Source organism: Staphylococcus sp. HMSC34C02, from assembly GCF_001838705.1.
GTDB lineage: Bacteria > Bacillota > Bacilli > Staphylococcales > Staphylococcaceae > Staphylococcus > Staphylococcus borealis.
Window position 1 is genome coordinate 156,580 of the sequence record NZ_KV838592.1, and the last position, 22,453, is coordinate 179,032.

The 22,453-nt window shown below is 34.8% G+C and carries 19 protein-coding genes; all 19 read left to right on the forward strand.

Features of this window, described 5'->3' with window-relative positions:
- Positions 1-23: 23 nt before the first annotated feature.
- Positions 24-1,205 (forward strand): cell division protein FtsZ, encoded by a 1,182-nt coding sequence (ftsZ, locus tag HMPREF3239_RS09465; protein ID WP_053029191.1) that lies wholly within the window; start codon positions 24-26, stop codon positions 1,203-1,205.
- A 229-nt stretch (positions 1,206-1,434) separates the two neighbouring features.
- Positions 1,435-2,226, forward strand: a complete 792-nt coding sequence (gene pgeF / locus HMPREF3239_RS09470; protein WP_053029192.1) for a peptidoglycan editing factor PgeF — start codon at positions 1,435-1,437, stop codon at positions 2,224-2,226.
- A gap of 97 nt (positions 2,227-2,323) precedes the next feature.
- Positions 2,324-2,992, forward strand: a complete 669-nt coding sequence (locus tag HMPREF3239_RS09475; RefSeq protein ID WP_070855449.1) for a YggS family pyridoxal phosphate-dependent enzyme — start codon at positions 2,324-2,326, stop codon at positions 2,990-2,992.
- A gap of 11 nt (positions 2,993-3,003) precedes the next feature.
- The gene (locus HMPREF3239_RS09480; protein ID WP_053029194.1) at positions 3,004-3,597 is read left to right on the forward strand and encodes a cell division protein SepF; all 594 of its coding nucleotides are present in this window, start codon (positions 3,004-3,006) and stop codon (positions 3,595-3,597) included.
- 11 nt (positions 3,598-3,608) lie between these two features.
- Positions 3,609-3,899 carry a YggT family protein gene (locus tag HMPREF3239_RS09485; protein ID WP_070855450.1) on the forward strand — a complete coding sequence of 97 codons (291 nt, stop codon included), beginning with the start codon at positions 3,609-3,611 and terminating at the stop codon, positions 3,897-3,899.
- Between the two features lie 65 nt (positions 3,900-3,964).
- Positions 3,965-4,762, forward strand: coding sequence for a YlmH family RNA-binding protein (locus tag HMPREF3239_RS09490; RefSeq protein WP_256323753.1), 798 nt, complete (start codon positions 3,965-3,967; stop codon positions 4,760-4,762).
- A 42-nt stretch (positions 4,763-4,804) separates the two neighbouring features.
- Positions 4,805-5,503, forward strand: coding sequence for a DivIVA domain-containing protein (locus HMPREF3239_RS09495; protein ID WP_053029197.1), 699 nt, complete (start codon positions 4,805-4,807; stop codon positions 5,501-5,503).
- 228 nt (positions 5,504-5,731) lie between these two features.
- Positions 5,732-8,482 carry an isoleucine--tRNA ligase gene (gene ileS, locus HMPREF3239_RS09500; RefSeq protein ID WP_070855454.1) on the forward strand — a complete coding sequence of 917 codons (2,751 nt, stop codon included), beginning with the start codon at positions 5,732-5,734 and terminating at the stop codon, positions 8,480-8,482.
- A 205-nt stretch (positions 8,483-8,687) separates the two neighbouring features.
- On the forward strand, positions 8,688-10,193 hold the full coding sequence (locus HMPREF3239_RS09505; RefSeq protein WP_070855456.1) for an NmrA family NAD(P)-binding protein: 1,506 nt from the start codon (positions 8,688-8,690) through the stop codon (positions 10,191-10,193).
- A 579-nt stretch (positions 10,194-10,772) separates the two neighbouring features.
- Positions 10,773-11,567, forward strand: coding sequence for a VOC family protein (locus HMPREF3239_RS09510; protein WP_070855458.1), 795 nt, complete (start codon positions 10,773-10,775; stop codon positions 11,565-11,567).
- Between the two features lie 4 nt (positions 11,568-11,571).
- A complete protein-coding gene (locus HMPREF3239_RS09515) occupies positions 11,572-12,051 on the forward strand; it encodes a CHAP domain-containing protein (protein ID WP_070855459.1) in 480 nt (159 codons plus the stop codon).
- A gap of 115 nt (positions 12,052-12,166) precedes the next feature.
- Positions 12,167-12,643 carry a signal peptidase II gene (lspA, locus tag HMPREF3239_RS09520; protein ID WP_053029201.1) on the forward strand — a complete coding sequence of 159 codons (477 nt, stop codon included), beginning with the start codon at positions 12,167-12,169 and terminating at the stop codon, positions 12,641-12,643.
- An 11-nt stretch (positions 12,644-12,654) separates the two neighbouring features.
- A complete protein-coding gene (locus HMPREF3239_RS09525; RefSeq protein ID WP_070855461.1) occupies positions 12,655-13,572 on the forward strand; it encodes an RluA family pseudouridine synthase in 918 nt (305 codons plus the stop codon).
- Positions 13,573-13,910: 338 nt separating this feature from the next.
- Positions 13,911-14,438 (forward strand): bifunctional pyr operon transcriptional regulator/uracil phosphoribosyltransferase PyrR, encoded by a 528-nt coding sequence (pyrR, locus tag HMPREF3239_RS09530; RefSeq protein WP_053029203.1) that lies wholly within the window; start codon positions 13,911-13,913, stop codon positions 14,436-14,438.
- Positions 14,439-14,665: 227 nt separating this feature from the next.
- Positions 14,666-15,976 (forward strand): uracil-xanthine permease family protein, encoded by a 1,311-nt coding sequence (locus tag HMPREF3239_RS09535; protein WP_053029204.1) that lies wholly within the window; start codon positions 14,666-14,668, stop codon positions 15,974-15,976.
- A gap of 32 nt (positions 15,977-16,008) precedes the next feature.
- Positions 16,009-16,902 carry an aspartate carbamoyltransferase catalytic subunit gene (locus HMPREF3239_RS09540; protein ID WP_053029205.1) on the forward strand — a complete coding sequence of 298 codons (894 nt, stop codon included), beginning with the start codon at positions 16,009-16,011 and terminating at the stop codon, positions 16,900-16,902.
- A gap of 3 nt (positions 16,903-16,905) precedes the next feature.
- Positions 16,906-18,180, forward strand: coding sequence for a dihydroorotase (locus tag HMPREF3239_RS09545; protein ID WP_070855463.1), 1,275 nt, complete (start codon positions 16,906-16,908; stop codon positions 18,178-18,180).
- On the forward strand, positions 18,181-19,281 hold the full coding sequence (locus HMPREF3239_RS09550; RefSeq protein WP_070855466.1) for a carbamoyl phosphate synthase small subunit: 1,101 nt from the start codon (positions 18,181-18,183) through the stop codon (positions 19,279-19,281). It abuts the gene before it with no gap.
- Positions 19,274-22,447: a carbamoyl-phosphate synthase large subunit gene (gene carB, locus HMPREF3239_RS09555; protein ID WP_070855468.1), complete on the forward strand. Its 3,174-nt coding sequence runs from the start codon at positions 19,274-19,276 to the stop codon at positions 22,445-22,447. The genes HMPREF3239_RS09550 and carB overlap by 8 nt, the downstream gene beginning before the upstream one ends.
- Positions 22,448-22,453 lie beyond the last annotated feature (6 nt).

Below are 22,453 nucleotides of genomic sequence, written 5' to 3' on the forward strand. Positions count from 1 at the left end.
ATTAAGACTAGGAGGAAATATAAATGTTAGAATTTGAACAAGGATTTAATCATTTAGCGACATTAAAAGTCATCGGTGTAGGTGGTGGCGGTAACAACGCTGTTAACCGTATGATCGACCATGGTATGAATAATGTGGAATTTATTGCAATTAACACAGATGGACAAGCTTTAAACTTATCTAAAGCAGAATCTAAAATCCAAATTGGTGAGAAATTAACACGTGGACTTGGTGCAGGTGCTAACCCAGAAATTGGTAAAAAAGCAGCTGAAGAATCTCGTGAACAAATTGAAGATGCTATCCAAGGTGCAGATATGGTATTCGTAACTGCTGGTATGGGTGGCGGTACTGGTACAGGTGCTGCACCAGTAGTAGCTAAGATTGCTAAAGAAATGGGAGCATTAACTGTAGGTGTTGTAACGCGTCCATTCGGATTTGAAGGACGTAAACGTTCAACACAAGCAGCTGCTGGTGTTGAAGCTATGAAAGCAGCTGTAGATACATTAATCGTTATCCCTAACGACCGTTTATTAGACATCGTTGACAAATCAACACCTATGATGGAAGCATTTAAAGAAGCAGATAACGTATTACGCCAAGGTGTTCAAGGTATCTCTGACTTAATTGCTGTATCAGGTGAAGTAAACTTAGACTTTGCTGACGTTAAGACAATCATGTCTAACCAAGGTTCAGCATTAATGGGTATTGGTGTATCTTCTGGTGAAAACAGAGCAGTTGAAGCAGCTAAAAAAGCTATTTCATCACCATTACTTGAAACTTCAATCGTTGGTGCTCAAGGTGTGTTAATGAACATCACTGGTGGAGAATCACTTTCATTATTCGAAGCGCAAGAAGCAGCTGACATCGTACAAGATGCAGCAGATGAAGATGTGAATATGATCTTTGGTACAGTTATCAATCCTGAATTACAAGATGAAATCGTAGTTACTGTAATTGCAACAGGCTTTGAAGATAAACCAACTTCACAAGGACGTAAAGCTTCAAGCACAGGTTTCGGATCAAGTGCAACTTCAGGTACGTCATCTCAAGCAAGTACACCTAGAGAAGAATCATTCTCTCAAAGTTCATCAAGCACGCGTTCTTCTGAAAGCGTATCTGAAAGAAGTCATACTACTAAAGATGACGACATTCCTAGCTTCATCAGAAATAGAGAAGAAAGACGTTCTAGAAGAACTAGACGTTAATTCAAATAAGTTTAGACTATATTTCGTTGTATGATTAAGTGTTTTTATCGTCTTAATCATTCCTAAAAGGGAGTAGAACGACGAATTCACTTGTGGATTCATGTTCGCTCCCTTTTTATTTACTTTCAAGTAAAGTGAAGATTGTTATATAATATAATTATATTCAATTTTAGAGTAAGGCTTTTTAAATCGATAAATATAAAACATTAAATTAAGGTGGTTTGATTTCGTGTCAGAGAAGTTTGTGAAGTATCCCCATTACTTAAATTATGAATCTAAAGACTTGATGCGTGTAAATTTGGGATTCACTACAAGAGAGGGTGGCTATAGCCTATATCCTGAAGCGTCATTTAATATGGCTAGATATGTGGATGATGAACCTGAAAATATTACGAAACATCAAGAAATATTGGCGGATGCAATTGGATTTGAAAGCGCGCATTGGGTATTCCCGATTCAAACACATGAAAATCGTGTGATTGAGATTACACAAAGTCATCGTGGGACTAACATTGATAGTTTAACAGATGAACTATATGGTATTGACGGGATGTATACATATGAATCTGATACGTTATTAACTATGTGTTATGCAGACTGTGTACCCGTTTACTTTTACAGTGAGAAACACCACTATATAGGTTTAGCACATGCAGGATGGCGAGGTACTTATGGCCAAATCGTTAATGAAATGTTAAAACAAATTGATTTTGATCTAAAAGATTTAAATATAGTGATAGGACCATCGACATCAACGACGTATGAAATTAATGATGATATTAAATCGAAGTTTGAAACGTTACCAATTAATGTAGAGTCATATATTGAGACACGTGGAGAAAATCGACATGGCATTGACTTAAAGCGTGCTAATGCATTATTACTTCATCATTATGGTGTGCCAATGGACAATATATATATTACTGACTATGCTACATCAGAAGATTTGTCTCTTTTCTTTTCATATCGTATTGAAAAGGGCCAAACAGGAAGAATGTTGGCATTTATAGGACAAAAATAAGCTATTTAAAGTATTGATTGTCGTAATACAATAGATATGTGAAAGTCAATATTAATAATCATTGTACTTAACAAATGTTGAAGAGGTTGGGTAGAATATGGACGTAAAAGATAATTTAAAAAATATTGAAAGTGAAATTCAAGCACACTATGAAAATAGTGAAGCAAGTTCCTTGCCAAACGTGATTGCAGTGACAAAATATGTTACAATAGACCGTGCTAAAGAAGCTTATGATGCTGGGCTAAGACATTTTGGTGAAAACAGATTAGAAGGCTTTTTACAGAAGAAATCTGCGTTACCTGACGATGTTACGATGCATTTTATAGGTTCTTTACAATCTAGAAAAGTAAAAGAAGTAATTAACGACATTGATTACCTGCATGCATTAGATCGACTTAGTCTAGCTAAGGAAATTAATAAACGAGCTGATCATGAGATTGCCTGCTTCGTACAAGTTAATGTCTCAGGTGAAGAATCTAAACATGGTATTGCTTTGAATGAAGTTAATCACTTCATAGAACAAATGAAACAATATGACAACATTAAAATTGTCGGATTAATGACTATGGCACCCTATACAGATGATACAGCTTATATTCGTCAGTTATTTAAACAATTACGATTAAAACGAGATGAAATTAAAAACCTTAAATTAGATTATGCACCATGTGATTATTTATCTATGGGAATGAGTAATGACTATGCAATTGCTGTAGAAGAAGGTGCTTCATTTATAAGAATAGGGACTAAACTTGTTGGAGAATAGGAGTGAGCCCCGTGGCTATTAAAGATTTATTTAATAATTTTTTTCTAATGGATGATGAAGAGGAAGTAGAAAGCCCTGAAGAGCGACAACGTCGTGTAGTTCAGAATGAAGAAACAGAAACAAATCATGTTCAGCAGAATCAACCACAACAATCTGAACGTTCATATAGCAATCAAAGTAAATTAAAGAGCGTACCGCAAAAGAAAACATCAAGAAATTATAACTCAGAAGAAAGGAATGTGCGTATGAATCAACCACCATCAAAGTCAAACAGTAAAAATGTTGTGACGATGAATCAATCGTCACAAAGCTATAGTGGCAATGAAAGTTCAAAAATGTGCTTATTTGAGCCACGTGTATTTTCTGATACGCAAGATATCGCAGATGAATTAAAAAACCGTCGCGCTACATTAGTTAATTTACAACGCATTGACAAAATTTCAGCTAAACGTATTATTGATTTCTTAAGTGGTACAGTTTATGCGATTGGTGGGGATATTCAACGTGTAGGTACTGACATATTCCTTTGTACACCTGATAACGTGGAAGTTGCGGGAAGTATCACAGACCACATTGAACAAATGGAAACGCAGCACTACGAATAAGGAGACATTATATGGATGTAGGTTTATTAGCTACTATTTTTAATTTTATAATATTTCTAGTACAAATATATTATTTTGGAATGATTATATATTTCTTTACATCTTGGGTACCAAGTGTTAGAGAATCTAAATTAGGCCAAATACTAGGTAAATTATATGAACCATTTTTAGAACCATTTAGAAAGATTATCCCACCAATTGGAATGATTGACATTTCTTCACTTGTAGCTTTGTTTGTACTTGTATTATTCCAAGCTGGGTTAAGAAGTATTTTTAATATGATACTTATTTATTTAGTGTAATAATTAACGAAGTTAAAGAGGCTGAGACAATACAAATGTTTGTTTCAACCTCTTTTATCATTTGAATTAGATATAAGAGAGGTGTAACAGTAATCGATATTTATCAACATTTTAGAGATGAGGAGCAAGTGCTAATCGATCAATTAATAGATAAGTGTGATCAGGTCGAACAGCAGTATGCACCTATTTTGACAAACTTTCTTGATCCGAGAGGGCAATATATTCTTGAAATTATCACAGGCAGTTATGAAGATATGCATGTGACATTTTTTGGTGGAAATCACGCTGAAAGAAGAAGAGGAATAATAGCACCGAGTTACTTTGATCCGGAGGAAGACGATTTTGAAGAAGTATTAATTCAGATTAATTACCCTGAAAAGTTTGTTCATCTTCAACACCAGCATGTGTTAGGCACACTCATGTCATTAGGAATTGAAAGAGAACAAGTCGGAGATATCATTGTAGGAGAACGTATTCAATTTGTTTTGACAAAGCAACTAGAATCATATATTATGTTGGAATTAACAAAGATAAAAGGTGCTACAGTTAAACTTAATTCTATTCCATTTAAAGATATGATACAATCAGTAGAGAATTGGAAAATTCAAGGAAGTACTGTAAGCGCATTGAGATTAGATGTCGTCGTAAAAGAAATGATTCACAAATCTAGATCAATTGCGAAACAATTAATTGAAAAGAAACGTGTCAAAGTAAATCATACTATTATTGATTCACCAGATTTTCAAATACAAACCAATGATTTATTATCTATTCAAGGATTTGGAAGAGCCCAAATTACTGATATAGGTGGTAGAACTAAAAAAGACAAAATACACATTAATTATCGAACATTGTTTAAGTAATAAATAGAAGTCAATTTAAAATTGATTTAAGGAGGATGTAGGATGCCTTTTACACCTAGTGAAATAAAAAATAAAGAATTTACAAAAGTGAAAAATGGTCTTGAACCAGCTGAAGTAAGTGATTATTTAAATCAATTAAGTCATGAAATTGAACGATTAAAAGATGAAAAAAAACAACTTGAAAAAGTAATTGAAGAGAGAGATACTAATATTAAATCTTACCAACAAGTACATCAATCAGTTAGCGATGCACTTGTTCAAGCACAACAAGCTGGTGAAGAAACAAAACAAGCAGCAAATAAAGAAGCGGAAGCTGTGATTAGTAAAGCACAGGCACAAGCAGATTTAATCGTAAATGATGCTATTGAGAAAGCGCGTCATTTATCATTCCAAACGGAAGATATGAAACGTCAATCTAAAATCTTTAGATCTCGTTTCCGTATGTTAGTGGAAGCTCAATTAGACTTATTAAAAAATGACGATTGGGATTATTTACTAAACTACGATATCGATGCAGAACAAGTTACGCAAGAAAATTTTCAACATTTAAATAGTCAAGATATTACACCTGAGGAACAACTTAACGCTCAGGCTCAGCAATCTGAAAGTACGGTTACGAGCGAAAGTGATAGCCAATCAACCGATTCACTAAGTACAAGTGACGCTACTAGTACAAGTGAACCTGTTGCTTCAGAGGCAAGTGTGAGTCAAAGCGAATCAACATCAAATACAAATAAATAAATGTTATCAAATAAGACAGACACGTAGGAGATAATCAACTTTTTACAGCGAATTAGGGTCGGTGAAAGCCTAATAAAAGTCTATCTCTTATATCACTGACTTAGACAAAGTAATACGATATATATGAGAGAACTCTAAGTTGAGTTAACAAGGGTGGTACCGCGGTCATTCCGTCCCTTTTTAATTGAACTTAGAGTTCTTTTTTACATTTAAGGAGTGAAAACAATTATGAACTATAAAGATACTTTATTAATGCCAAAGACTGACTTTCCAATGCGTGGTGGATTGCCAAATAAAGAACCTCAAATCCAAGAACAATGGGAAGCTAACAACCAATACCAAAAAGCACTAGAAAAAAATAAAGGTAACCAATCTTATATCCTACATGATGGTCCACCGTATGCAAATGGTAATTTACACATGGGACATGCATTAAATAAAATCATTAAAGATATCATCGTCCGCTATAAAACGATGCAAGGATTTTATGCACCATACGTTCCAGGTTGGGATACGCACGGTTTACCAATTGAACAAGCTTTAACTAAAAAAGGCGTTGATCGTAAAAAAATGTCAATTGCCGAATTTAGAGAAAAATGTAAAGAATTTGCATTAGAACAAATTGAATTACAAAAGAAAGATTTTAAACGTCTTGGTGTGCGTGGTGACTTCAATGATCCATACATCACTTTGAAACCAGAATATGAAGCGGCACAAATTCGTTTATTCGGTGAAATGGCTGATAAAGGATTAATTTATAAAGGTAAAAAACCTGTTTATTGGTCACCTTCAAGTGAATCATCTTTAGCTGAAGCGGAAATTGAATACCATGATAAACGTTCAGCATCAATTTATGTTGCGTTTGATGTAAAAGATTCAAAAGGTATTGTAGATGAAGATGCACAATTTATTATTTGGACAACTACACCATGGACTATTCCATCAAACGTTGCGATTACTGTTCACCCTGAACTTAAATATGGTCAATATAACGTGAATGGTAAGAAATATATCATTGCACAAGCTTTATCTGAAAATGTAGCAGAAGCATTAGAATGGGATAAAGAAGCAATTCAATTAGAAAAAGAATTTACAGGTAAAGAATTAGAGTACGTTGAAGCCCAACACCCATTCTTAGATCGTGTATCACTTGTAATTAACGGTAACCATGTTACAACTGATGCAGGTACAGGTTGTGTTCATACCGCTCCTGGTCACGGGGAAGATGACTATATCGTTGGACAAAAATATGATTTACCAGTAATTAGTCCTTTAAATGATAAAGGTGTGTTCACTGAAGAAGGCGGACAATTTGAAGGTATGTTTTACGATAAAGCTAACAAAGCAGTTACTGATTTATTAACTGAAAAAGATGCTTTATTAAAACTTAACTTTATTACACATAGTTATCCTCATGATTGGCGTACTAAGAAACCAGTTATTTTCCGTGCAACACCACAATGGTTTGCTTCAATCAATAAGGTAAGACAAGATATCTTAGATGCAATTGAAGATACAGAATTCAAAGTAGATTGGGGTAAAACACGTATCTATAATATGATTCGTGATCGCGGAGAATGGGTTATTTCTCGTCAACGTGTATGGGGTGTACCATTACCAGTATTTTATGCTGAAAACGGCGATATTATCATGACTAAAGAAACGGTTAACCATGTAGCAGATTTATTTGAAGAACATGGCTCAAATATTTGGTTTGAAAAAGAAGCGAAAGACTTATTACCTGAAGGATTTACACATCCTGGTAGTCCAAATGGTACGTTTACAAAAGAAATGGATATCATGGATGTTTGGTTTGACTCAGGTTCATCACACCGTGGTGTATTAGAAAATCGTCCAGAATTAAGTTTCCCTGCAGATTTATACTTTGAAGGTAGTGACCAATATCGTGGTTGGTTTAACTCTTCAATTACTACTGCTGTGGCAACAAGAGGGCAAGCACCATATAAATTCTTATTATCTCACGGTTTTGTAATGGACGGTGAAGGTAAGAAAATGAGTAAATCACTTGGTAATGTTATTGTTCCAGACCAAGTTGTAAAACAAAAAGGTGCTGATATCGCACGATTATGGGTTAGTAGTACGGATTACTTAGCTGACGTTCGTATTTCTGATGAAATCTTAAAACAAACATCTGATGTTTATCGTAAAATAAGAAATACATTAAGATTCATGTTAGGTAATATTAACGATTTCAATCCGGAAACAGATGCAATTCCTGAATCTGAATTATTAGAAGTAGACCGTTACTTATTAAACCGTTTACGTGAATTCACTGCAAGCACAATTAACCATTATGATAACTTTGATTATTTAAATATTTATCAAGAAGTTCAAAACTTTATTAATGTTGAATTAAGTAACTTCTATTTAGATTATGGTAAAGATATCCTTTATATCGAAGAGAAAAATGCGCATAAACGTCGCAGTATGCAAACAGTGTTATACCAAATCTTAGTTGATATGACGAAATTATTAGCACCTATTTTAGTCCATACAGCTGAAGAAGTTTGGACACACACACCACATGTGAAAGAAGAAAGTGTTCATTTAGCTGATATGCCTAAAGTAGTTGAAGTTGATCAAGCATTACTTGATAAATGGAATCAATTAATGGCATTACGTGATGATGTTAACCGAGCATTAGAAGTAGCACGTAACAATAAAGTAATCGGTAAATCACTCGAAGCAAAAGTTGTTATTGGTAATAACGACAACTTTAACGCTGCAGAGTTCTTACAACAATTTGATGATTTACAACAATTATTCATAGTTTCACAAGTTGAAGTTACAGATGCTGTGGACAATGCAGAGACTTACAAACATGGTGATATCAGAATTGACCACGCTGAAGGCGAAAAATGTGAAAGATGTTGGAACTACACTGAAGCATTAGGCGCAGTAGGTGAATTAGAACACTTATGCCCACGATGCCAACAAGTAGTTAAAACGTTAATTTAATAGTATGTGAACAAAAAGGAGCTGGACAGAAATATTTTTTCTAAAATTTATTTCATTGTCCTGCTCCTTTTTAATAATTACAATATAATTTATACATAAAAAGAATATTAATATACAATGTTTCACTTTATGATTTAAGGTTATTTAGAAAGATATATTCATAGTTAAATGACAGAGCGAATTTCTAATAAATAGAGGTGGAACGATGAGTAAAATTTTATTAACAGGTGCATCTGGCTATATTGGTGGACACTTGCAAGCGCAATTAAAAGAGAATTACGAAATTATCGCAATTTCACGAAATATTAAAAATAAAGAAAATGAACAGAATGTCACTTGGAAAGCTGCTGATTTATTTGATTTAGATGAAATCACAGAGGTAATGGAAGGGGTAGATACTGCAATTTACCTTGTTCATTCTATGATGCCTAATGCAAAATTGACGCAAGCAAATTTTGAAGATATGGATGCCTTATTAGCGGATAATTTTGCGAGAGCTGCTAAAAAACAAGGCGTAAAACATATTGTTTTTATGAGTGGTTTAATTCCCAATGAAGACAAGCTGTCGGCGCATTTACGTAGTCGTTTAGAATGTGAGAAAATTCTTGGGTCTTATGGCATACCGGTTAGCACATTGCGAGCAGGTTTAATTATTGGGGCAAAGGGAAGTTCTTACCCGATTTTAAAACGTTTGGTTGAACGTTTACCCGGAATGGTCTTACCTAGTTGGGCATATAATATGATTGCGCCCGTTTCAATCAACGATGTTATTGATAAACTCGCACTATTAGTCGAACGTACACCACAACATAATGAGGCTTTTGATATTACAGGTCCAGAAATTATGAATTATAAGGAATTAATACAACGCACGGCAGTAGTGTTAAATAAACGTTTACCAATCGTTGACTTACCAATTATCCCTATTTGGGTTAGTCGATATTGGGTACAACTTATTTCACAGGTGCCTAAAGAGATGGTTTACCCACTTATGAATAGTTTAGTTCATGATATGATTCCACAACCAGAACGCACACATCCTGATATATCTATTGGTAAGATGTCATATGAGGAAAGTGTAGAACAAGCGCTAAATGAAGAAAATAAAATGAATCAAAAACAAAATAAAAACAAAAAATCATCAAGTAAAAGTAAAAAAGAAAGCATCAAAGATGTAAGAGCAATATCACGTTTTAGTATTCCGGCCAATTATTCAATGGAAGATGTGGCTAAAACATATGCAACGTTTATTAACAATATTACGTTACATTTGATCAATGGCACTATAAATGAAAATAAATTTGATATTACACTGCCGTTTATGAATCAATTTATCTTAAAAATGGAACGTGATATGGAAGATTCTTCTGAGGATATGATTGTTTACAAAATCGTAGGTGGTAATTTAGCATTATCCAACAATGGTGGAAATGCTCGATTTGAATTTAGACGTATTTTAGATACGAATGAAGCAATCGTTGCGTTACAAGAATATGAGCCGACATTGCCTTGGGTAGTTTATAAATATACACAAGCCAATATTCATAAAACAGTTATGGAATTATTTGTTAATCATATGAATAAACTTGCTGAAGAAGATAAACAAGCGTCATCACACAATAATCAGCTATTCAGTACTATTGCGATGACTACAGGTGCGATTGTGGGTGCTTATGTTGGATCAAAAATATATCATCTGATTAAAGCATAAATCATCCATAATGATATAATGCATACGTTAATTTATTTTAAAAGAACGTCCGAGTTATAGTGTTGATATAGTTGAAAAGGGAGTGGAACAGAATTCTTTTAAATTCGTCGTCCGCTCCCAGCTTGCTTTGCTTGTGGAATTTCTTAATGAAATTCTCTCTGCTGGGCACCGACCCCAACTTGCTTAGCTTGTAAAATCACTTTCGTGATTTCTTTGTGTTGGGGCCCCGCTCACCTCCGCAAGGATGACTGGAATTGAGAAAAGCTTGATTTAAGTGCCTTCTCAGTTCAGTCCGCTACTGCGAATTCGCAAAATAGCTTCATTATATTATTTATGTCCTAGCCTCTTTTTAATTCATTAGCATAATTTAAAAAAGTAAACTAAGTAAAATGTAAATACTTTATCTTGAAGTCCATATTTAGAAGGGCGAACTAAAAAACATAAATTGTAATATACATACAAAGACTGATAAAATTTGATAGATTTTAAGGTAAAATAAAAAGTATTATTTTCATCAAAGTGTTTAATGCATCCGATAAAAATGATGCAGTTGATTTACAGTCATATTAGGAGGCCACAATGTTTCATTCCAAGCATGCACATTTCGTAAATGGTATAACATTAAATGTGAGAAATTTAGCTAATTTAAGACCATTTTATGAAACGGTATTAGGATTTGAAGTGATTACCGAAACACACCAATCTGTCCAATATGAGATTGGTCAATCTAATCATTTTATAACTTTAAAAGAAATTGTAAATGGTAGGGAACCGCTATTATCTGAAGCCGGATTATTTTATATAGGTATTTTGCTTCCTAATATAGAAGATTTAGCAGATTTACTTGTACAAATGACAGATTTTGAAATTCCAGTAAATGGTGGAGAACAAAGTGTCTGTACCTCTCTTTTTATTGAAGATCCAGAGGGAAATGCATTTAAGTTTTATGTCAATCACGATATAGATGACTGGGTGTACGATAATAAATATGTGAAATTGGATGTTGAAGCAATTAATGTTCCACGATTATTAACGCATGTAACAGATCAAACTTGGCAAGGCATTCCTAAAGGAACTAAAATTGGAAATGTATCTCTTAAATCGATACGTATGTCTGAAGTCAAATCATATTATTTAAACTATTTTGGACTTGAAACATCTGCATATTTAGATAAATTTTCACTCTATATGTCTTCAAATCAATATCATCATCATTTAGCAATTAATCAATGGTTATCAAGTACGAAGCGCGTTATGAATCCTATCACATATGGTCTCGCATTAATTGATTATTATTATCCTGAAACAACGCATATCGATGTAAATGGTCCAGACGGACTTCAATTTAGATTTAATTTTATAGAAGTAGTGTGATTAAATGAAGAAATTTATAGCTATAATGTTATTAGGTAGTGCACTTTTCACTGTTGGAGCAATATATGATGGTATTGATAATCAAGATATGACACAACCTACAATTCATTTTTGGGAAAAGAATCCAATGAAATTCAATTTATATGCTAAGGGGCAGTGTACGTATTACGTGTTTGACAGAATACGACAAGATGGTAATATGATTAGCAATAAATGGGGCGATGCTAAGTATTGGGCTGCAAAAGCTGATGAAGAAGGATATACAGTAAATAATGAACCTAGTGTTGGCGCAATTTTGCAATATCCTAAAGGTCAATATGGTCATGTAGCATATATAGATAAAGTTCACCAGGATGGGTCGCTAACAGTATTTGATATGAACTATAATAAACCGTATGAAGTGACTAAAAGAACAGTTCATGACAATCAAGTAGACGAATTTAATTATATTCACCCAAAGGAAAATAAAAATGAAACAGCATAGTGAACTACAGTTACACCTCTCATGAGTTATTTGTAACTGTAGCTTTTTTTATGTATGGGAGTAAGCTATAATGTAGAGTGTTGTCAAAGTGTAGTGTGTGAATGGAGGCACGTGAATGAAAAAGAAATATTATATAACGATATCTTTAATCGTAGCAATTACAATATTAATCATTGATCAAGTAACTAAACGCATAATAGCTACAACAATGAATATTGGTGATTCGTATGAAGTTATTCCCAATTTTTTAAATATAACATCACATAGAAATGACGGTGCGGCGTGGGGAATATTAAGTGGTAAAATGGGATTCTTTTATATTATTACGCTTATAATTCTCGTCGTACTTGTATTATTTTATATTAAAGAAGCAAAGTATAATCTGTTTATGCAAGTTGCAATTAGTTTATTATTTGCAGGCGCATTAGGTAACTTTATTGATCGATTAGTAAATGGTGAAGTAGTTGATTTTGTTGATACGACTATTTTCGGATATGATTTTCCAATATTTAATGTTGCGGATTCTAGTCTAACAATAGGTGTATTATTCATCATCATTGCCTTACTTAAAGATGCAAATTCGAAAGAATAGGAGGCTGTAATTTGAAAACACATGAATTTAAAATAGAAGACCAAGCTTATGTTGGACAGCGTATTGATAAATTATTACCCGAATACAACAATGATTGGTCAAGAAGTCAAATACAAGATTGGATTAAAGAAGATTTAGTAACAGTAAATGACAAAGTGATTAAATCTAATTATAAAGTTAAATTAAATGACAGTATTATTGTTACTGAAAAGGAAGTCGTTGAAGCTGATATTCAGCCTGAAAATTTAAACTTAGATATTTATTATGAAGATGAAGATGTTGCGATTGTATATAAACCTAAAGGTATGGTAGTTCACCCTTCACCAGGTCATTATTCAGGTACACTGGTTAATGGATTAATGTATCAAATTAAAGATTTATCTGGTATTAATGGTGAGATTCGTCCTGGTATCGTACATCGTATTGATAAAGATACATCAGGGTTATTAATGGTTGCGAAAAATGATATCGCGCATCGTGGTTTAGTTGAACAGTTAATGGATAAATCTGTTAAGCGAAAATATACTGCATTAGTACATGGAAACATTCCACATGATTACGGTACAATCGATGCGCCAATAGGAAGAAATGAGAAAGATAGACAATCCATGGATGTTGTTGATAATGGTAAAGAAGCCGTGACGCATTTCAATGTGTTGGAACATTTTAAAGATTATACATTAATTGAGTGTCAATTAGAGACAGGGCGTACACACCAAATCCGTGTGCATATGAAATATATAGGATTTCCTCTTGTTGGAGACCCTAAATATGGTCCGAGAAAGACACTTGATATTGGTGGTCAAGCTTTACACGCAGGGGTTATTGGGTTTGAACATCCAGTCACACATGAATACATTGAACGACAAGCGGAGTTACCTGAAGCATTTGAAACATTATTAGAAGATATCCGTTTAAGAGAAGCATAAGTTAATCATTCAATGGTCTAAATGGAATTTAATCTAATAAAAAAGGATTATTTAACACAGAGAATTTTAAAATTTGCATTGACTTATAAGTCAAAAAGCATTAAGCTAATAACAGTTCAAAAAGAAAACGATGTCTTTAAACGAAAGTCCAGAGAGGCTTCAAAGACAATGAGTATAATTCTATACACTTTCTTAAAATCATTCATTGAGCACATTGATGAATTGTTTAATGAGAATGACTTTATCATGTATCGTATAAACATACATGTCCGTATATAAATTAAACCTCATGTCTTTGATTAAAGACATGAGGTTTTTTAATATTAAGAGGTGAGATAATGTCTGAGCGTATCATCATGGATGAAGCTGCAATACAACGTACTGTAACGCGTATGGCGCACGAAATTCTAGAATACAATAAAGGTACAGAAAATCTTGTGTTACTCGGTATCAAAACGAGAGGCGAATACTTAGCACGACGTATTCAAGACAAAATCAATCAAATTGAACAAAAAGCAGTTCCGACAGGCACAATTGATATTACGCATTTTAGAGATGATATTGAAATTACTAACAAGAAAATCACTCAAGACGCAATAGATATTGATGCTGATATTAATAACAAGGTCGTCATCATTATTGATGATGTGCTTTACACTGGTAGAACTGTTAGAGCTTCACTAGATGCGATTCTATTACATTCTCGACCAATTAAAATTGGATTGGCTGCACTTGTAGATCGAGGACATCGTGAGTTGCCTATCAGAGCAGATTTTGTAGGAAAAAATATTCCAACTGCTAAAGAAGAATCCGTTTCTGTGTTCTTAAATGAAAAGGATTCACAGAACGCAGTTATAATTGAATAAAGGCCTTTTAAATCAGTACGAGAGACTGAAAAAGGTAAAGTATTCAATAGTGAGTGTCAGTATTAAAGTTTCAATATAAGTAATAATGCGCTCACTAAAACAGAATACTTTGTCACGTATGTACAGATTGCGTTGGATATGAAAACGTATCTGCTTACTAAATACGATTTTTTAGTCTCTTTACATTTATATGTTAAAGAGACTTTTTTTATGAAAGGAAGAAAAAAATGGAAAATGAACAAATGTTTGAACGCACCGTTAAGCCGGTGTTAGACGTACAGGATAAACCGCAACCGGCACAGTGGGCATTACTGAGTTTGCAACATTTATTTGCAATGTTTGGTTCTACTGTATTAGTACCTTTCCTTACTGGTTTACCTATATCAGCAGCTTTACTTGCATCAGGAATAGGAACATTGCTTTACATCCTAATTACTAAAGCAAAGATTCCAGCATATTTAGGCTCAAGCTTCGCATTCATCACACCGATTATTACTGGCTTGAGCACACACAGTCTAGGTGATATGTTGGTCGCATTATTCGCTAGTGGCGTCATGTACGTCATCATCGGTATTCTAATCAAAATAAGTGGTACTGGATGGTTAATGCATTTACTTCCACCAGTAGTAGTGGGGCCAGTAATCATGGTGATTGGTTTAAGCCTAGCACCAACAGCAGTCAATATGGCAATGTTTGAGAATTCAGGTGATATGAAAGGGTACAACTTAAGCTATTTAGTTGTAGCACTTATCACATTACTTGTAACCATTATTGTCCAAGGGTTCTTCAAAGGATTCTTATCACTGATACCGGTACTTATTGGTATCATCGTCGGCTACATTGTTTCAATCTTTATGGGATTAGTAAACTTTTCAAATATTGCGAAAGCAAATTGGATTGACTTCCCTCACATCTATTTACCGTTTAAAGATTATGTACCGTCGATACACCTTGGTTTAATACTCGTCATGTTACCAATTGTGTTCGTAACAGTGAGTGAGCATATCGGTCACCAAATGGTAATCAATAAAATTGTAGGTAGAAACTTCTTCGAGGATCCAGGTTTACATCGCTCAATTATCGGTGACGGTGTGTCAACCATGTTCGCAAGTATTATTGGTGGTCCACCAAGTACAACATACGGCGAAAACATCGGTGTTCTAGCAATAACAAAAATTTATAGTATTTATGTTATTGGTGGCGCAGCGGTTATCGCGATTGTCTTATCATTCATTGGAAAGTTCTCAGCGTTGATTTCATCAATACCTACCCCGGTAATGGGCGGCGTATCCATCTTGCTCTTCGGTATTATTGCAGCAAGCGGACTCAGAATGTTAGTTGAGAGCAATATCGATTTCGCAAGCAACCGTAACCTAGTCATTGCTTCAGTCATCTTAGTTGTAGGTATTGGTAACTTACTTATCAATTTAAAAGGTTTAGGTGTAAACCTTCAAATCGAAGGTATGGCACTCGCAGCACTTTCAGGTATTATCTTAAATTTAATTTTGCCAAAAGAAAAACAGGAATCAAAAAACTAATTTAACAAGGATTATTTATCAGGAGGCGCTTTATGAATAACTTATTATCTATGGAACATTTATCTAACGAGGACATTTACGATTTAATTCAAACAGCTTGTGATTACAAATCAGGAAAACAACCATTACCACAATTCGAAGGAAAGTTTGTTTCAAATTTATTCTTCGAAAACTCAACACGTACTAAATGTAGCTTTGAAGTAGCAGAGCAAAAATTAGGTCTTAAAGAAGTTAACTTTGAAACAAGTACATCATCAGTACAAAAAGGAGAATCACTGTACGACACATGTAAAACGCTTGAGAGCATCGGCGTTGATTTACTTGTCATAAGACATTCTCAAAATGCATATTATGAAGAACTGGAAAATCTTAATATCCCAATTGCAAATGCTGGTGATGGTAGTGGTCAACACCCTACACAAAGTTTATTAGATATCATGACAATTTATGAAGAGTATGGGTCATTTGAAGGATTAAATATCTTGATCTGTGGTGATATTAAAAATTCACGTGTAGCAAGAAGTAATTTCATAAGCTTAACATCACTAGGTGCAAATGTGATGTTCTCAAGTCCAGATGAATGGGTTGATGAATCTTTAGATGCACCATATGTGCAAATTGATGATGTTATCGACCAAGTAGACATTGTTATGTTATTACGTGTTCAACATGAACGTCATGGTATAACGGGTGAAGCTAACTTCGAGGCAAATGATTACCATGAACAATACGGTTTAACAATGGATAGATATAATAAGTTGAAAGATAAAGCAATTGTTATGCACCCTGCACCAGTTAATAGAGGTGTTGAAATTGATTCTGAATTAGTGGAAGCGCCTAAGGCACGAATTTTCAAACAAATGACAAATGGCATGTATTTAAGAATGTCAGTAATCAATAAACTATTATCAGGAAAAGAGGCGTAAACGTTGAAATTAATCAAAAATGCTCAAATTTTAGATAACGGTGAACTTAAGCAAACATCTATTTTAATTGACGGTCAACATATTAAAGAAATAAGCAATAATATTGAAGTTGATGAAAGTGTTGAAGTAATTGATGCACAAGGACATTTTGTAGCACCTGGTTTAATTGATGTTCACGTTCATTTACGTGAACCAGGTGGAGAACATAAAGAAACGATTGAGACAGGTACGAAAGCTGCAGCTCGTGGTGGGTTTACAACTGTATGTCCAATGCCAAATACACGTCCAGTACCGGACATTGTGGAACATATGGAGCGTTTACAACAATTAATTCAAGAGAACGCACAAGTACATGTATTACCATATGCATCTATAACCGTACGCCAAGCTGGAAAAGAACATGTTGATTTTGAAGCACTAGCTAAGCAAGGTGCTTTTGCGTTCACAGACGATGGCGTAGGTGTTCAAGAATCAGCAATGATGTATGAAGCAATGCAACAAGCAGCTAAAGTTAATAAAGCTGTGGTAGCACACTGCGAAGATAATAGTTTAATTTATGGTGGTGCAATGCACCAAGGTAAACGAAGCGAAGCGTTAGGTATACCTGGCATTCCGAATATTTGTGAAGCGGTACAAATCGCGAGAGATGTGCTACTAGCTGAAGCAGCAAATTGTCATTATCATGTATGTCATGTTTCAACGAAAGAAAGTGTTAGAGCTATTCGTGATGCTAAAGCAGCTGGTATTCATGTGACAGCCGAAGTTACACCACATCACTTATTACTAACTGAAGATGATGTACCAGGTGATAATGCAATTTATAAAATGAATCCACCTTTAAGAAGTAAAGAAGATAGAGAGGCCTTATTAGAGGGGTTATTAGATGGAACGATAGATTGTATTGCAACTGACCATGCACCACATGCGAAAGAAGAGAAAGCACAACCGATGACTAAAGCGCCTTTCGGTATTGTAGGAAGTGAAACTGCATTCCCATTACTATATACGCATTTTGTAAAAAATGGAGATTGGTCATTGCAACAATTAGTGGATTACTTAACTGTTAAACCAGCACAAGTATTTGATTTACCATATGGCAAATTGGAAGAAGGACACTTAGCTGATTTAACAATGATTAATCTGGAAGAAGAGCGCGAAATCAAAGGTGAAGATTTCTTATCTAAAGCAGATAATACACCATTTATTGGTTACAAAGTTTATGGTAACCCAATTTTAACTATGGTAGAAGGCGAAGTTAAATATAAGGAGGATAAATAAATGCTTGAGCGACGCTATCTTGTATTAGAAGATGGGACTTATTATGAAGGATATCAATTGGGATCTAACAACTTATCAGTTGGAGAAATCGTATTCAACACAGCGATGACAGGATACCAAGAAACAATCTCAGACCCTTCATATACTGGTCAAATCATTACATTCACATACCCATTAATTGGTAATTACGGTATTAACCGAGACGACTTTGAAGCACTAACACCAACATTAAATGGTGTAGTAGTGAAAGAAGCAAGCACTCATCCAAGTAACTTTAGAAATCAAAAAACATTACACGATGTGCTTGTACAATACAAGATACCTGGTATCTCAGGCGTAGATACACGTAGTATTACTCGTAAGATTAGACAGCATGGTGTACTTAAGGCAGGGTTCACTGATAATCGAGAGGACATTGACACACTAATCAGTACATTACAAGGTACAACGTTACCTCGAAATGAAGTGGAAACAATATCTACTAAAACACCATACGTCTCTACAGGATCTGATTTGAGTGTCGTCTTGTTAGACTTTGGTAAAAAGCAAAACATTGTAAGAGAATTAAATTTGCGTGGGTGCAATGTGACAGTAGTACCTTATGACACATCGGCTGAAGAGATATTAGCTATGTCACCTGATGGCGTGATGTTATCTAATGGCCCTGGTGACCCAGATGTGGTAGAAGTTGCATTGGATATGATTAACGGTATTTTAGGCAAAATTCCATTCTTCGGTATATGCCTAGGACATCAATTATTCGCGCTATCTCAAGGTGCGACGTCATTTAAAATGAAGTTCGGTCATCGTGGTGCAAATCACCCTGTAAAAGATTTACGAACTGGAAAAGTAGATATCACAAGTCAAAACCATGGTTACGCTATTGATAAAGATTCATTGGCACATACTGACTTAGAAGTGACACATATTGCGTTAAATGATGGTACGGTTGAAGGATTAAGACATAAGACATTACCAGCATTTTCGGTGCAATATCATCCTGAAGCACGACCAGGCCCAAGCGATTCAAATTATTTATTCGATGAATTTATGGCTATGATGAAAGAATTTAAAGAAAAGGAGCAAACAGCAAATGCCTAAACGTGACGATATACAAACGATTCTAGTTATTGGATCAGGTCCAATTATCATTGGACAAGCTGCAGAATTTGATTACGCAGGTACTCAAGCGTGCCTTGCTTTAAAAGAAGAAGGCTACCGTGTCATATTAGTCAACTCTAACCCAGCAACGATTATGACAGATAAAGAAATTGCAGATAAAGTTTATATCGAACCGTTAACACATGACTTTATTGCACGTATTATTCGTAAAGAACAGCCTGATGCACTGTTACCAACATTAGGTGGTCAAACAGGTTTGAATATGGCAATTCAATTACATGATAGTGGTGTACTTGAAGCAAATAATGTGAAATTACTAGGTACGGAATTAAAGTCAATTCAACAAGCAGAAGATAGAGAATTATTTAGATCATTAATGAATGATTTAAATGTACCTGTCCCTGAAAGTGATATTGTAAATACTGTTGAACAAGCATTTGCGTTTAAAGACGAAGTAGGCTATCCACTCATTGTTCGTCCTGCCTTTACAATGGGAGGTACTGGTGGTGGTATTTGCTACAATGATGATGAATTAAAAGAAGTAGTGAGCAATGGGCTACATTACAGTCCAGCGACACAATGTTTAATTGAAAAATCTATTGCGGGCTACAAAGAAATTGAATATGAAGTCATGCGAGATAAAAATGACAATGCAATTGTTGTTTGTAATATGGAAAATATTGACCCAGTTGGTATTCATACTGGAGACTCTATCGTAGTAGCGCCGAGTCAAACGTTATCAGATGTTGAATATCAAATGTTACGTGATGTATCTTTAAAAGTAATTCGAGCATTAGGTATTGAAGGTGGATGTAACGTCCAACTTGCATTAGACCCACACTCATTCAATTACTATATTATAGAAGTAAATCCACGTGTATCACGATCATCAGCGCTTGCATCTAAAGCAACTGGCTACCCAATTGCAAAATTAGCAGCAAAAATAGCAGTAGGATTAACATTAGATGAGATGCTTAACCCTGTCACAGGCACATCATATGCTGCCTTTGAACCAACGTTAGATTATGTTATTTCAAAGATACCGAGATTCCCATTTGATAAATTTGAAAAAGGCGAACGTGAATTAGGTACTCAAATGAAAGCCACTGGTGAAGTAATGGCTATCGGTCGTACATATGAAGAATCATTATTGAAAGCAATACGTTCACTTGAATATGGTGTACACCATTTAGGCTTACCAAATGGAGAAAGTTTTGATTTAGATTATATTAAGGAACGCATCAGTCATCAAGATGATGAAAGACTCTTCTTTATAGGTGAAGCAATTAGACGTGGTACGACGCTTGAAGAAATACATAATATGACGCAAATTGATTATTTCTTCTTAAATAAATTCCAAAATATTATTAATATCGAACATGAGTTGAAAGCACACCCTGGAGATTTAGACTACCTTAAATATGCTAAAGACTATGGCTTTAGTGACAGAGTGATTGCACATCGATTCGGTATGACTGAAGCAGAAGTTTATCAATTGCGCCAAGAAAATGGCATTAAACCTGTATACAAAATGGTTGACACTTGTGCTGCTGAATTTGAGTCAACAACACCCTATTACTATGGCACCTATGAGACTGAGAATGAATCCATCGTGACAGATAAAGAAAAAATCTTGGTACTTGGATCAGGTCCAATTCGAATTGGGCAAGGGGTGGAATTTGACTATGCTACTGTACATGCAGTATGGGCAATTCAAAATGCCGGATACGAAGCAATTATCGTGAATAATAATCCTGAAACAGTATCGACTGACTTTTCAATATCAGATAAATTATACTTCGAACCATTAACTGAAGAAGATGTAATGAATATCATCAATTTAGAACAACCTAAAGGCGTAGTCGTGCAATTTGGAGGTCAGACGGCTATTAACTTAGCGGATAAATTAGCTAAACATGGGGTTCAAATATTAGGAACGTCTTTAGACGATTTAAATCGTGCCGAAGATAGAAAAGAATTCGAAGCCTTACTGCATACCATTAATGTACCTCAACCTAAAGGTAAAACTGCGACTTCTCCAAAAGAAGCACTTGAAAATGCCCGTGAAATTGGCTACCCGGTTGTGGTGAGACCATCATATGTACTCGGTGGTCGTGCTATGGAAATAGTGAATAGCGACGCTGAATTAGAAAACTACATGGAACAAGCTGTTAAAGCGAGCCCAGAACATCCAGTATTGGTAGATAGATATTTAACTGGTAAGGAGATAGAGGTTGATGCGATATCAGACGGTGAAACAGTCATCATTCCTGGTATCATGGAGCACATCGAACGTGCAGGTGTTCATAGTGGTGACTCAATCGCTGTTTATCCACCACAAACTTTAAGCCAGGAAGATATTAATACGTTAGAAGACTACACAATTAAATTAGCTAAAGGGCTTAATATCGTAGGCTTGATTAATATCCAATTTGTGATCGCACATGATGGTGTTTACGTACTAGAAGTAAACCCTCGTGCAAGTCGAACTGTACCATTCTTAAGTAAAATCACAGACATTCAAATGGCACAACTTGCGATGCAAGCTATAATGGGAACGCAGCTTAAAGTGTTAGGCTATAAGCAAGGCATCCAACCATATTCAGAAGGTGTCTATGTAAAAGCACCTGTCTTCAGTTTTAATAAATTGAAAAATGTCGATGTGACTTTAGGACCAGAAATGAAATCTACCGGTGAAGTGATGGGTAAAGATCTAACTTTAGAAAAAGCACTTTACAAAGGATTAACGGGTAGTGGTGTAGAAGTTAAAGATCATGGTACTGTACTTATGACAGTAAGTGATAAAGATAAAGACGAAATTGTAAAAATTGCTCACCGTTTAAATGAGGTAGGGTATAAGATTCTAGCTACTCAAGGAACGGCACAAAAATTAGAAGAACATCATATTCCAGTTGAAGTTGTAGGCAAAATTGGTGGCGATGATGATTTATTAACACGTATCCAAAATGGTGAAGTACAAATTGTCATTAATACCATGACTAAGGGTAAAGAAGTAGAGAGAGACGGTTTCCAAATTCGTCGCACAACAGTTGAAAATGGTGTGCCATGTTTAACATCATTAGATACTGCGAATGCTTTAACAAATGTGATTGAAAGTATGACATTTTCAATGAGAACGATGTAATATGAC

Coding starts and splice junctions, on each gene's coding strand:
- ftsZ (WP_053029191.1), top strand. CDS start 24: ATGTTAGAATTTGAACAAGGATTTAATCATTTAGCGACATTAAAAGTC.
- HMPREF3239_RS09475 (WP_070855449.1), top strand. CDS start 2,324: ATGGACGTAAAAGATAATTTAAAAAATATTGAAAGTGAAATTCAAGCA.
- HMPREF3239_RS09485 (WP_070855450.1), top strand. CDS start 3,609: ATGGATGTAGGTTTATTAGCTACTATTTTTAATTTTATAATATTTCTA.
- HMPREF3239_RS09495 (WP_053029197.1), top strand. CDS start 4,805: ATGCCTTTTACACCTAGTGAAATAAAAAATAAAGAATTTACAAAAGTG.
- ileS (WP_070855454.1), top strand. CDS start 5,732: ATGAACTATAAAGATACTTTATTAATGCCAAAGACTGACTTTCCAATG.
- HMPREF3239_RS09505 (WP_070855456.1), top strand. CDS start 8,688: ATGAGTAAAATTTTATTAACAGGTGCATCTGGCTATATTGGTGGACAC.
- HMPREF3239_RS09510 (WP_070855458.1), top strand. CDS start 10,773: ATGTTTCATTCCAAGCATGCACATTTCGTAAATGGTATAACATTAAAT.
- HMPREF3239_RS09515 (WP_070855459.1), top strand. CDS start 11,572: ATGAAGAAATTTATAGCTATAATGTTATTAGGTAGTGCACTTTTCACT.
- lspA (WP_053029201.1), top strand. CDS start 12,167: ATGAAAAAGAAATATTATATAACGATATCTTTAATCGTAGCAATTACA.
- pyrR (WP_053029203.1), top strand. CDS start 13,911: ATGTCTGAGCGTATCATCATGGATGAAGCTGCAATACAACGTACTGTA.
- HMPREF3239_RS09535 (WP_053029204.1), top strand. CDS start 14,666: ATGGAAAATGAACAAATGTTTGAACGCACCGTTAAGCCGGTGTTAGAC.
- HMPREF3239_RS09540 (WP_053029205.1), top strand. CDS start 16,009: ATGAATAACTTATTATCTATGGAACATTTATCTAACGAGGACATTTAC.
- HMPREF3239_RS09550 (WP_070855466.1), top strand. CDS start 18,181: ATGCTTGAGCGACGCTATCTTGTATTAGAAGATGGGACTTATTATGAA.
- carB (WP_070855468.1), top strand. CDS start 19,274: ATGCCTAAACGTGACGATATACAAACGATTCTAGTTATTGGATCAGGT.